The sequence below is a fragment of the Micromonospora phytophila genome (assembly GCF_023656545.1).
Taxonomy (GTDB): domain Bacteria; phylum Actinomycetota; class Actinomycetes; order Mycobacteriales; family Micromonosporaceae; genus Micromonospora; species Micromonospora phytophila.
This window is the reverse complement of record NZ_JAMOKF010000150.1, coordinates 1-12,243: the sequence shown is the minus strand read 5'-3', so window position 1 is coordinate 12,243 and position 12,243 is coordinate 1. Positions and strand designations below refer to the sequence as shown.

The 12,243-nt window shown below is 75.2% G+C and carries 11 protein-coding genes; 2 read left to right on the top strand and 9 right to left on the bottom strand.

Annotated features, from left to right (window positions below):
- On the top strand, positions 1–482 hold a 482-nt coding region (locus NCC78_RS18240; RefSeq protein WP_250795843.1), incomplete at its 5' end, for an RICIN domain-containing protein.
- A 7-nt stretch (positions 483–489) separates the two neighbouring features.
- Here the strand turns inward: NCC78_RS18240 and NCC78_RS18235 are convergent.
- The gene (locus tag NCC78_RS18235; RefSeq protein ID WP_372495155.1) at positions 490–1,827 is read right to left on the bottom strand and encodes an MFS transporter; all 1,338 of its coding nucleotides are present in this window, start codon (positions 1,825–1,827) and stop codon (positions 490–492) included.
- Between the two features lie 51 nt (positions 1,828–1,878).
- Between NCC78_RS18235 and NCC78_RS18230 the strand changes: the two genes are divergently transcribed.
- The gene (locus NCC78_RS18230) at positions 1,879–2,895 is read left to right on the top strand and encodes a GlxA family transcriptional regulator (RefSeq protein ID WP_250795840.1); all 1,017 of its coding nucleotides are present in this window, start codon (positions 1,879–1,881) and stop codon (positions 2,893–2,895) included.
- A gap of 214 nt (positions 2,896–3,109) precedes the next feature.
- Here NCC78_RS18230 and NCC78_RS18225 read toward each other — a convergent pair whose 3' ends face one another.
- From NCC78_RS18225 to NCC78_RS18190, 8 genes are all read right to left on the bottom strand, one after another.
- A complete protein-coding gene (locus NCC78_RS18225; RefSeq protein WP_250795839.1) occupies positions 3,110–3,574 on the bottom strand; it encodes a hypothetical protein in 465 nt (154 codons plus the stop codon).
- A gap of 129 nt (positions 3,575–3,703) precedes the next feature.
- Positions 3,704–5,656 carry a VWA domain-containing protein gene (locus NCC78_RS18220; RefSeq protein WP_250795838.1) on the bottom strand — a complete coding sequence of 651 codons (1,953 nt, stop codon included), beginning with the start codon at positions 5,654–5,656 and terminating at the stop codon, positions 3,704–3,706.
- A gap of 2 nt (positions 5,657–5,658) precedes the next feature.
- Positions 5,659–7,137 carry a magnesium chelatase ATPase subunit I gene (locus NCC78_RS18215; protein ID WP_250795837.1) on the bottom strand — a complete coding sequence of 493 codons (1,479 nt, stop codon included), beginning with the start codon at positions 7,135–7,137 and terminating at the stop codon, positions 5,659–5,661.
- Between the two features lie 94 nt (positions 7,138–7,231).
- The gene (locus NCC78_RS18210; protein WP_250795835.1) at positions 7,232–8,308 is read right to left on the bottom strand and encodes a hypothetical protein; all 1,077 of its coding nucleotides are present in this window, start codon (positions 8,306–8,308) and stop codon (positions 7,232–7,234) included.
- Positions 8,309–8,385: 77 nt separating this feature from the next.
- On the bottom strand, positions 8,386–9,066 hold the full coding sequence (locus tag NCC78_RS18205) for a response regulator transcription factor (protein WP_250795834.1): 681 nt from the start codon (positions 9,064–9,066) through the stop codon (positions 8,386–8,388).
- Positions 9,063–10,307, bottom strand: coding sequence for a sensor histidine kinase (locus NCC78_RS18200; protein WP_250795833.1), 1,245 nt, complete (start codon positions 10,305–10,307; stop codon positions 9,063–9,065). The genes NCC78_RS18205 and NCC78_RS18200 overlap by 4 nt, the downstream gene beginning before the upstream one ends.
- Before the next feature lie 177 nt (positions 10,308–10,484).
- On the bottom strand, positions 10,485–10,982 hold the full coding sequence (locus NCC78_RS18195; RefSeq protein WP_250795832.1) for a hemerythrin domain-containing protein: 498 nt from the start codon (positions 10,980–10,982) through the stop codon (positions 10,485–10,487).
- 5 nt (positions 10,983–10,987) lie between these two features.
- Positions 10,988–11,956 carry an aldo/keto reductase gene (locus NCC78_RS18190; RefSeq protein ID WP_250795831.1) on the bottom strand — a complete coding sequence of 323 codons (969 nt, stop codon included), beginning with the start codon at positions 11,954–11,956 and terminating at the stop codon, positions 10,988–10,990.
- Positions 11,957–12,243 lie beyond the last annotated feature (287 nt).

The window sequence follows — 12,243 nt, the reverse complement described above, 5'->3', positions numbered from 1 at the left end:
CGGCGCCCACCACCCCGGCCGCGCCCGCCCCGACCCCGACGGCCCCGCCGAGCGCCGCGCCCGCCCCGCTCGCCGGACCGAAGGTCTTCCGGGCGGTCGCCTCGGGCCTCTGCCTCGGGCTGGACGGCGGCGACAAGGAGGCGCCGGCGCAACTGGCCGCCTGCACCGGCGGACCCGAGCAGCAGTGGGTCGCGAATCCGGTCGCCCCGGACGTGGTGACGCTGACCAACGCCGCCCACGGGCAGTGCCTCGACGTCGAAGGGGCCAGCACCGACGACGGGGCGAAGCTCCAGCAGTTCCCCTGCCACGGCCAGGCCAACCAGCAGTGGCGGCTCACCCCGACCGGCGCCGGTCCGGTGCTGCTGGTCCCGGTGCACAGCGGCCGGTGCGGGCAGGTCGACGACGCCGGCACCGAAGCCGGCGACGACATCGAACAGGCGGCGTGCACCGGCGCCGCCGAGCAGCAGTGGCTGGTCGGCTGAGCTCAGCTCAGCCGCGGTAGCTCCAGGCCCGGCGGGCGGGGCCGGCCGGGACCGGGACGGCCACCGGCGACGGCACCCCCCGGCGGCGCAGCAGCAGCGACAGCACGGCCGCGCCGATCGACAGCGCCCCGGCCACGTACCAGGCCAGGGCGTAGTCACCGAGCCGGTCGCGGACCAGCCCGGCGCCGGTGGCGGCCACCGCGGCACCGACCTGGTGGGCGGCGAAGACCCACCCGAACACCACCGCGCCGGACGCGCCGAAGTACTCCCGGCACAGCGCCACGGTGGGCGGCACCGTGGCGACCCAGTCCAGCCCGTAGAAGACGATGAAGACCAGCATGCTCGGCTCGGCCGAGGCCGCGAAGAGCCCGGGCAGCACCAGCAGCGAGCCGCCGCGCAGCGCGTAGTAGGCGCCGAGCAGCAGCCGGCTGTCCACCCGGTCGGTCAGCCAGCCCGAGGCGATGGTGCCCACGATGTCGAAGAGCCCGACCAGCGCCAGCAGCCCGGCGGCGGTGGTCTGCGGCATGCCGTGGTCGTGCGCGGCCGGGACGAAGTGCGTACCGACCAGCCCGTTCGTGGTCGCGCCGCAGATCGCGAAGCCGCCGGCCAGCAGCCAGAAGGGCCGGGTCCGGGCGGCCGCGGTGAGCGCGCCGACGGCCCGGGCGGCGGCCCCGCCGGCCGCCGGGGCCGGGGGCACCACCTCGGCCGCGCCGTAGGCGGGCAGGCCGAGATCCGCCGGGTGCTCCCGCAGCAGCCACACCACCAGCGGTACGACCGCCAGCGCCGCCCCGGCGACGACGAGCGCCGCCGACCGCCAGCCGTGCTCGCGGACCAGCACGGCCACCAGCGGCAGGAAGACCAGTTGACCGGCCGCCCCGCCGGCGGTGAGCACGCCGGTGACCAGCCCCCGGCGGTGGACGAACCAACGCCCGGTCACGGTCGCCACGAACGCCAGCGCCATCGACCCGGTGCCCAGCCCGACCAGCACACCCCAGCAGAGGATCAGCTGCCAGCTCGCGGTCATGAAGACGGTCAGGCCGCTGCCCGCCGCGACCAGCAGCAGCGCGACGGTCACCACCCGGCGGACGCCGAAGCGGTCCATCAGCGCGGCGGCGAACGGCGCGGTCAGCCCATAGAGCAGCAGGTTGACCGAAACCGCCGCGGAAATGGTGGCGAGCGGCCAGCGGAACTCGGCGTGCAGCGGGTGCAGCAGCACCGAGGGGGTGGCGCGGAAGCCCGCCGCGCCGACCAGCGCGACGAAGGCGACGGCGGCGACGAGCCAGGCCGGGTGCAGGCGGCGGGCGCGACCCGGCGCAGCCGGGTCCACGAGGGTACGGGTCACGATGCCGAGTCTGCGGGGCCGGTGGCAGCCGCGACGAGTGGCCCGGAAGCCATCATGCGCAATAATCGGGCCATGACCCTCGCCCCGCACCGGATCGCCGTGCTCGCCCTCGACCAGGTCGTCGGCCTCGACCTCGGCACCCCCGCCCAGGTCTTCGGCACCGCCCGCAACGCCGACGGCGCTCGCCTCTACACCGTCGACGTCTGCACCCCCGGCGCACGACCGGTGCGCAGCACCGCCGGCTACCAGGTCCTCCCCGACCACGGTCTGGAACTCCTGGAGACCGCGGACACGGTGATCGTCCCGGGCATCCACGGCGACAGCCTGCTGCCCGACGCCGCCGTCGCGCCGGAGGTGGCCGCGGCGCTGCGGGCGGCGTGCGAGCGCGGGGCGCGGATCATGTCGATCTGCACCGGCGCGTTCGTGCTCGCCGCCGCCGGCCTGCTCGACGGCCGCCGGGCCACCACCCACTGGGCGTACGCCGAGCGGTTCCGACGGCTCCACCCGGGCGTGGACCTCGACCCGGACGTGCTCTTCGTGGCCGACGCCACGGTGCTCACCTCGGCCGGGGTGGCCGCCGGGATCGACCTGTGCCTGCACGTGATCCGCACCGACCACGGCAGCGAGGTCGCCAACCGGGCGGCCCGCCGGTGCGTGGTGCCCCCGTGGCGCGACGGCGGCCAGGCCCAGTACATCGAACGCCCGGTGCCGAAGGCGGCGGACGCCAGCACCGCCACCGCCCGCGAGTGGGCCCGGCAGCGGCTGCACGAGCCGGTCAGCCTGCGCGACCTCGCCGAGCAGGCCCGGATGAGCGTGCGCACCTTCACCCGGCACTTCCGCTCCGAGACCGGGCTCAGCCCCGCGCAGTGGCTGCTCCAGCAGCGCACCGACCACGCCCGGCTGCTGCTGGAGACCACCGACCTCAGCGTCGACCAGGTGGCCCGCCGCTGCGGCTTCGGCACCGCTGCGGCGCTGCGCCAGCAACTGCACCAGCGCATCGGTGTCGCCCCGTCGACCTACCGCCGCGCCTTCCGCCGCGCCCCGGAACCCACGGCGACGGGACCGGACTGACCCGCCGCCTCAGCGCCGGCCACGCCGGCGGGGCGAGGGTCCCGACCGGCGCACGGGTCTCGCCCGCGTGCGGCGGCGACGCTCCGGCGTCCGGGACGGCGACAGCCTTTCGCCTCCGGAGCGATCCACCACGCGAGGAACAGTCCGCCGACCACCAGGCCGACGGCCGCCACGACCAACGCTCCCTGCCACTGGTCGCCGGGCGGCCACGCTGTCAACCGGCGCGGAGCATCCGGAGCTGGGCCAGGTGCTTCGGCAGGTGGACGCGGCCGTGCAGGTCGAGGGTGCGGCCCCAGGGCAGCGGCTCGTCGACGACCAGGTCGAAGCCCTCGCGCAGGTGCGTATCGACCGGGGTGTCCGCCGCCGGCCCGAGCCGCTCGACCAGGGCGACGAGCTTCTGACTGGTGGCCCGCAGCAGGGTGGCCACCCCGTCCAGGCCCCCGCACTCGGCGACCAGCGCGTCCACCTGCGGACGGTGGATCGTCTCCAGGTCGTAGTAGGCGAACGGCGACCCGGCCAGGACCGCCTCGGTCGCCTCGCTCATCAACTCGTCGTTGGCGGCCAGGTGCCCGACGATCTGCTCGGCGCTCAACTGCCCCTCCGGCGGCGCCCCGAACCCCCCCGCGTCGACCTCGGCGAGCACCTCCTCGTAAACCCGCCGCAACCCCTCGCCGTCCACACCCCCAGTCAACCCCGCCCGGCCCCGTCGATCATGCAGTTGTGGTGCCCGGTTCACCCAGATGGGCGGCCTTCATCCCCGACACAACTGCATCGTCGCGTCGGCGCGGCGCGGCGCGGTGCGGTGCGGTTAGCGGCGGCCTTGGCGGGCGCGCAGGTAGTCGGAGACGACGTACTCGCCGAGGTCGCCGGCATCGGGGGTGAACATCCGGCCGCGGCTGCGGCGGGCCACGGCGTCGACGAAGCGGCGCAGGCCGGGATCGTCGCCCAGCATGAACAGGTTGAGCGTGGCGCCGTAGCGGGTCAACCGGTCCACCTCGCGGACGGTGGCCTCGATCGTCTCCGGCAGCGGAGGCCAGTGAAACAGGGCCTCCCCGTCGTCCGGGTCCAGGTGGGCGGTCGGCTCCCCGTCCGTCACCACCAGCACCACCGGCTCGGCGTCGGGATGCCGCCGCAGGTGCCGGGCGGCCAGCCGCAGCGCGTGCTGAAGATTGGTGCCCTGCTGCATGTCCGGCTCCACCGCGGCCAGCTCCAGCTGGGTCAGCGGCAACGCCTCCCGGCCGAAGCCGACGATCTGCAGCGCGTCCTGCGGGAACCGGGTGGCCATCAGGTGCGACAGGGCCAGCGCGGTCTGCTTCATCGGACCCCACCGGCCCTGCGAGATCATCGAGTAGGAGAGGTCGACGCAGAGCGCCACCGCCGCCGACGCCCGCCGCTCGGTCTCCGCCACCTCAAAGTCCTCGACCGCCAGCTGCACCGGCACGCCCGTCCCGGCCCGACGAACCGCCCGGGTCAGCGTCCGGACCACGTCGAGGGGCTGCTCGTCGCCGTACTCCCACTGGCGGGAACCGCCACTGACCTCGCCGGCGGCGCCCGCCGAGCGCAGGTCGTGCTGGCCGCGCGGCCCCGCGGTCAGGTCGGCGAAGACCCGGCGCAGCGCGGTGCCGCCGAGACGGCGCAGCGCCTTCGGGCTCAGGGTCAACCCGTCCGCGTCCCGGCTCACCCACCCCTGCCGGCGCAGCTCCCGCTCCAGCTCCCGCAGCCGGCGTACGTCGTCGGCGGCGTCCCGGCCCAGCGTCCGGGCCACCGCGTCGACGTCGACGTCGTCCAGGGTGGCCCCGGGATGCTCCTGCTCGAGGGAGTCCAACAGGTCGTCCAGCTCGGCGATCTCACCGAGCGCGCCGGCCGCCTCGGCGTAGCCCAGCGGCTGCTCGCCCCGCACCCGCTCACCCCGGCCCCGGTGCAGATCCGGCCGCAGCGTCCGCAGGTTCGCATCCAACGCCGCCAACTCGTCGGTGAGCCGGTCGCCCAGCGACTGCCGCATCAGGCCGGCCAGCTCCTCGCGCTGCCGGTCCGACAGCGAACGCATCAGCCGCTCCCCGGCCGCCGACCGGCGGGCCAGCACGTCGACCAACTCGTCGACGTCGCGCGGCTGCTCCGGGAAGAACTCGCCGTGCCGGCGCATGAACTCGGCGAACGCGTCGGTGGTGTCCTCCGAGCGGGCGTGCCGGGCCAGCAGGTCGTTGAGGTCCCGCATCATCTCGGCCAACTGCTGCTGCGCGACCGGGTCGGCCGAGGCGCGTACCGCGTCGCGCAGCCCGGCGAAGCGCTGGCCCAGCACGTCGTCCCGGAGCCCGTCCAGGATCCGCCGGTACGTCTGCCGGGCCTCGTCGCTGGCCCACTCGTAGCCGGCCAACTCCTCCACCGCGCGGGCGGTGGAGCGGGGCAGGTTGTCCAACACCGCCTCGGCGAACCGGGCCGCGTCGTCGTCGCGCCCGCGCAGCTCGTCCCGTTCCGCCGCGAGCGCCTGGTCGAGCAGGGCCCGCGCCCGGGTCACCGCCCCGTCCAGGTCGCCGCGGCGCAGCGCCTCCCGCCGCAGCCGCCAGGCCCGGGCGGCCAGGTCGTCGAGGCCGCCGCGCCCCTGCGGGCCCCGCCGCAGCAGGTCCCGCAGCGCCTCCCGGAGGCTGCCGCCGGCCAGCACCTCCGAACCGACGGCGTCCACCGCCCCACGCACGTCGTACGGGGGCGCGAGCGGGTCGGGACCGCCGCGCCACTGCCCGTACCGGAACCGGTTGCCGGTCATGCTCAGGCCCGGCCGCCGTAGCGGGTCCGACCGGAGTCGGTGACGTCCTTGCCGAGCCGGCGGGTCAGGTGCAACCCCTCCAGCACGAACTCGACGCCGGCGGCGGCCTGCTCCGGGGTGGGCGCGTCACCCAGACCGAGCCGGTCGAGGACCTTGGCCAGCCCCGGCACGGTGCCCACCTGGCGCAGCAGCTCGGCGGAGCTGACCAGCTCACCGGTCTCGATCACCGCGTCCTCGTCCACCAGCCCCGTGAACCCGGACAGGTCCAGCCCGGCCAGTCGGGCCCGGAACGTCTCGGCGGTCGCGGTGCGCAGCAGGTGACCGAGGACCTCGACCTCCCGCCCCTCCTCGCCGCTCTCGAACTCCACCTTGCCGCGCAGAGTGCTGGTGACGGAGACCGCGTCGCCGACCCGGGCCACCGGGTTTTCCGGGCGTACCGGCCGGTCGTCGGGGCCGGCGGTGGCCGACGTCCCGGCGAGCAGGCCGGCGCGGCGCAGCGCGGCGGCGGCGACGGTCTCGGCGGCGGCGATGGCGAACCGGGCGGAGACGCCGGAGCGCGGGTCGACCGACGGCGACTCCCGCACCGCCCGGGCGAACCGCGCGAGGACCTCCAGCACGTGCTCGGGCACCTCGGCGACCAGGTCGGCCTCCTGCCGGATCAGCGCCAGCTCCAGCTCCAGGTCGACCGGGTAGTGGGTGCGGACCTCCGCCCCGAAGCGGTCCTTGAGCGGGGTGATGATCCGGCCCCGGTTGGTGTAGTCGTCCGGGTTGGCGCTGGCCACCAGGAACAGGTCCAGCGGCAGCCGCAGCTGGTAGCCGCGGACCTGGATGTCCCGCTCCTCCAGCACGTTGAGCAGCGCCACCTGGATCCGCTCAGCCAGGTCGGGCAGCTCGTTGACCGCGAAGATCCCCCGGTTGGTACGCGGGACGAGGCCGAAGTGGATGGTCTCCGGGTCGCCGAGGGTGCGCCCCTGGGCGATCCGGATCGGGTCGACGTCGCCGATCAGGTCACCAACGCTGGTGTCCGGGGTGGCGAGCTTCTCGCCGTAGCGCATCGAGCGGTGCAGCCACCCCACCGGCAGGTCGTCGCCGGCCTCGGCGACCAGCGCCCGGGAGGCCGGGGTGAGCGGGTGCAGCGGGTGCTCGTTGAGCACCGAACCGGCGATGACCGGCGTCCACTCGTCGAGGAGCCCGGCGAGCGAGCGGATCAGCCGGGTCTTGCCCTGCCCGCGCTCGCCGAGCAGCACCATGTCGTGCCCGGCGAGCAACGCCCGCTCCACCTCGGGCAGCACCGTGTCGTCGTAGCCGACGATGCCAGGGAAGCGGTCGGCGCCGGAGCGCATCCGGGCCAGGAGGTTGTCGCGGAGTTCCTGCTTGACCGTGCGGTACTGGTGGCCGGCCGCCCGCAGCGCGCCGAGCGTGCCGGGCAGGTCGGCCGGTGGGACCGGGACAATCGGGGAAGGCGCAGTCACCCGACCCACGCTAGCTCAGGAAAACGAGAGTGCCCCGTCGATCGACGGGGCACCCTCCTCCCCCTGGGGGCCGGGGCCGGCGGCCGGGCGCCGGCCCGCGACGTCAGCCGCGTCCGCAGCGGGCGCAGCCGCCCCGGCGCCGCAGGTGGTACGCGTACGTGGCCGCCCCGAGCGCGACGCCCCAGAACGGCCAGAGCAGCATCGGCGCGCTGGCCAAGCTGAAGCCGCCGCCGAGCGCCCAGAAGTCGGGCGTGGTGACCAGGCCGAGGGTGGCCGCGGTCACCGCGACCGCGACCAGGGTGGCCGGGACCACCGCGAGCTTCACCGGCACCGGCCGGCCGGCCAGACCGACCATCCAGCGCGGGAACCGCTCGCCCCAGCGCTGCACCAGCCCGAGGGTGAGGACCGCGCCGACGGTGGCGAAGGCGCCCAGCCCGGCGCCGGCCCACACCAGTCCGGTCTCCCGCATCTCGTCGAGGAACTCCCGGGAGATGCCGAGCGGGATGCCGGCCGCCCAGGCGAACCGGGTCAGCGCGTACGCGAAGGGGATGGCCGCGGCGGTCCAGGCGGCCCAGCGCCCCCACCGGGCGGCCGCCGCACGGGTGGTCCAGCCCCGCTCGGCGCCGCCCCGGCCGCAGGCCACGCAGGCGTCGGCGGTCCGCCGCTGCCAGACCAGCAGCGCCCCGGCCAGCAGCACCCCGCCCGCCATGGCGGCCACCTTGACACCGAGCGACCAGGTGAAGATGTCGGCGTAGTCGACCGGCGGCCAGCCGAACGGGGCGCCGAGGATCAGCATCGGCGCGTAGCCGAGGATCACCAGCACCCGCGCGTCGGGCACCACCACGGCCAGGACGAAGGCGACCGTCCAGCCGTAGCCGAGCAGCAGCGCGCGCAGCGGGCCGGCGGTACGGGCGCCCTGGCCGCTCATCGCGAGCGCGGCGACCGCGGCGACCAGCAGCATCCCGGCGAACAGCGGCGGCGCGACGTCGACGGGAACCAGCCGGAGCAGGTTCGCCCCGCCGCCGTCCGGGTCGTTCGCCCCGAACGGGTAGCCGGCGCCGGTCAGCGTGCAGAGCAGGGCGAGTACGCCCCACAGGCCGAGCCAACCGGCGGCCAGCGGGGCGAGCCGGTCGGGCCAACGGGAGGCCGGACGGTGGGTGGGAACAGCAGTCGTCGTCATGCACTCAGCCTCGGCCGACGCGCCCCGCGAACCCTCCCGTACGGCGGGGAAGCGGCTCCCCCACGCGGGGGAACGGCTCAGCCCGACGGGGTGACGAAGCCCGACTCGTACGCGGCGATCACCGCCTGGGTGCGGTCCCGCACCCCCAGCTTGGCCAGCACGTTCCCGACGTGGGTCTTCACCGTCTCCACGCCGAGGACCAGCTGCGCGGCGATCTCCGGGTTGGACAGTCCGGTGGTCATCAGCCGGAGCACCTCGGCCTCGCGCTCGGTGAGCCGGGCCGCGCGCAGCCGGTCGCCGCCCCGCCCCCCGTACGCCCCGGCGAGGCGGCGGATGGCGGCCGGGAAGAGCAGCGACTCGCCCTGCGCGACCACCCGGACCGCCTCCACCACCTCGGCGGGGCGGGCCCGTTTGAGCAGGAAGCCGCTGGCCCCGGCGCGGAGCGCGTCGTAGACGTACTCGTCGTTGGCGAAGGTGGTGACCACCAGCACCCGGGGCGGGTCGGCCGAGGCGGCCAGCAGCAGCCGGGTGGCCTGGATGCCGTCGATGCCCGGCATCCGCACATCCATCAGCACCACCCGGGGGCGGAGCCGGGCGACCAGCGGCAGCACCTCCGCGCCGTCGGTGGCCTCGCCGAGGACCCGCAGGTCGGGCTGGGCCTCCAGGATGGCCCGCAGCCCCACCCGGATCAGCTCGTCGTCGTCGACGATCAGCACCCCCGTGGTGGCCGCGCCGCCGGTTCCCGGCTGGCCGGTCATCGGGTCTCCTCGAACGGCAACCGGACCCGGACCCGCCAGCGGTCGGCGTCCGGTCCGGCGGTGAGCCGGCCGCCGAGCAGCAGCACCCGTTCCCGCATTCCGTCCAGGCCCCGGCCGCCCCGTCCCGGATCAGCGCGCCGGGGGCGTACCAGCGCGTTGACGAGTTCCAGCTCCAGCGCGTCGGGGCGCACGTCGACGCGCAGGGCCACCGGCCCCCGGCCGTGCCGGGCGGCGTTGGTCAGTCCCTCCTGGACGATGCGGTAGCCCTCCCGGGACACCGCCGCCGGCAGGTCGGCCGGGTCGCCGGCGCGCCGGGCGTCGACCGGCACGCCGCTCGCGCGGGCGTCGGCCACTAGCCGGTCCAGGTCGGCGAGCGTACGCTGTGGCGCCAGCGCGGCCGGCCCGCCGCCAGTCTCCCGGAGCAGCCCCAGCACGTGGTCCAGCTCGTCCATCGCGGTCCGCCCGGCCTCCTCGATGGCGGTCAGCGCCCGCCGGACGAACTCCGGGTCCCGGTCAAGCAGCTCCCGGGCGGCCCCGGCCTGGAGGGTGGCCACGGTGAGCGCGTGTCCCACGGAGTCGTGCAGCTCCCGGGCCAGCCGGTTGCGTTCGGCGAGCCGGGTGGTCCGGGCCTCCAGCGCGGCGATCCGTTCCGCCTGTGCCGGGCCGAGCAGCACCGGCGCCATCGACCCGGCCAGTGCGCCGAGCCCGGCGACGGCGTAGCCGAGGCCCACCAGCAGCGCCACCCCGGTGAGGGTCAGCCAGCCGGTGTCCCGCCCGTCCAGCGGCCCGAACCGTTCCCGGCCGACGATCTCGTCCCCGATGCCGAACTGCTGGGCGATGAAGGCCAGCGCCATCGGCACCGCGCTGAACAGGGCGGCCATCACCAGCCCGCCGGTGAGGAGATGGGTGGCGATCCAGAGCGCGCCGCGCAGTCGGGTCTCCCGGTCGCCACGGTGCCCGGGGGTCGGGTCGGGCAGGTCGACGCCGAGCAGGTTCCGCACGGCGGCGATCTCCAGCGCCCGGCTGCCGTCGAGGAAGACCGGCACGACGGCGATCGCCGCCGCGATCACCAGCAGGGCGAGCACCAGCGGCCGGGGGATCTCCGAGCGGGTGAGCAGCTGCGCGAAGGTCACCACCAGCAGCACGTACGGCAGCACGAGCACCCCGCCGAGCAGCAGGAACACGCCGCGCCGCCAGGTGCTGCCGGCCACCAGCGGGGCGAGGACCGCGCGGGGAGTCACCCGCCCATTCTGCCGCCGCCACGCCCCGCCCCGACTCCCCCGCACCGGGGAGATCGGCCCGGCGGCTCAGCTGACCGCAGCCTTGGGAGCTGAGTCGTCCACGACATCACGCCCGATGGTGCGGTGGTGAGTCGCTGACGACATCAGCTCCAGAGCGCTCGGGGAAGCGATCCCCGGTCAGCGGTGCTCGCGCACGTAGCGCTGCGGGTCCTTGTCGGCGAAGGCCAGGTTGCGGCCGTTCTTGTGGTCGCCGTAGAAGGTCAGCCAGCGGGCGCCCAGCTCGGCCCGGAGTTCGACGCCGGCGTGCCGGCGGAAGTCCGGCAGCGCCTCGTCCTCCTCCTCGGCGAGGTGCTCGCTGTTCTCCCGGCGGGCCGTCCGCACCGCCGCCCACCACTCGTCCGACCCGACCGGGTGCAGCTTGGACTCGGCGATGGCGTCGCGGATCTTGTTGTGGTCGCCGATCGCGTCGGCGGTCTCGGCCTCGCCGTCGTCGCCGTGGCGCACCAGGTGCGGATAGAGGATGGTCTCCTCCGCCTCGGCGTGGATGTCCAGGTGCAGGGCGAGCGCTTCCCAGACGGCCAGCAGCTCGTGCTCGTCGCGGGCGTCGTCGAGGCGGGCGAAGCCACGCCGGAAGGCGGCGTGGTCGTCGAGGATCAGTGCGGTGATGTCGTCCATCATGCTCACTTTCGGGAACGGGCCCGGAGCAGGCGGGGCACCGCCGCCAACCCGGTGATCGGGCGGAACTCCTTCGCCGCGCCCGCCAGCGCGGCGTACTCGTCGTCGGCCAGGTCGATCTCGGCGGCGGCCGCGTTGCGTTCCATCTGCTCGACGCTGGACGCGCCGGGGATGGCCACCACGCTGGGGTGGCGCAGCAGGTACGCCAGGGCGATCTGGCTGGGCGTGGCGTCGTGTGCCCCGGCCACCTGGCGCAGCGTGTCGATCAGCGTCGCGCCGCGTTCCAGGTTCTCCGGCAGGAAGTACGGGTTGGCCCGACGGATCGCCCCGCTGGGCGGGTTCTTCGCGTCGTACCGGCCGGAGAGGAACCCCTGGGCCAGCGGGCTGTACGCCATGACAATCCGGCCCGCCTGCCGCGCGTACGGCAGCAGGTCGTGCTCCGGCCCGCGGTCGATCATGCTGTAGCGGACCTGGTTGCTCAGCACCCGCCGGCCGAGCGCCGCCTCGGCGACCTGCCAGCGGCGCAGGCTGTAGTTGCTGACCCCGACCTCGCCGACCAGCCCGACGTCCTGCAACGCCCGCATGCCGCGCATGGTGGTGTGGTCGGCGACCAGCGGGTTGGGCTGGTGCACCTGGTAGAGGTCGAGGTTGGTGACGCCGAGCCGGGCCGCGGAGGCGACCGCCCGCTGCTGCACCACCGGGGCGATCGGCAGGATCGGGAAGATCTTGGTGGCGACCATGACCTTGTGCCGGTCGTCACCGAGCGCGGCGCCGAGGATCCGCTCGCTGCGGCCGAACCCGTACATCTCGGCGGTGTCGAAGAGGGTGACGCCGAGTTCCACCGCCCGCCGGACGATGTCCGCCGCCCGGCGCTCGTAGTCGGGGCCGTAACCCCATTCCCGGGATCCGAACTGCCAGGTGCCGAGACCGATCTTGGACAGGGGCTTCGGGGTGTCGAGCTGCACGTAACGCATGGTCCCGAAACTACCCCCGTGTCCGGTGTGTCAGGGCCGTTCGTGGCGGGCCGCGTCGACGTCGGGGGGCGCGGCTAGTGCTCTGATCACGAACGTTGGCCGGGTTGGTCGGGGTTGGGAAATTGTCGTACCGGTGGTGTTGTCTCGGTTCGTGCCTCGCCGTCGGGATCCGGCCGCGCCTCGGGTCGTGCATCGCAGCGCGCGGGTCGCGTTGCGGGTGACGCCCGGGCAGCGGCGGCGTTGTTTCGGGCTGCTGCGCTGCGCCGGTGACGTGTGGGCGTGTGTGT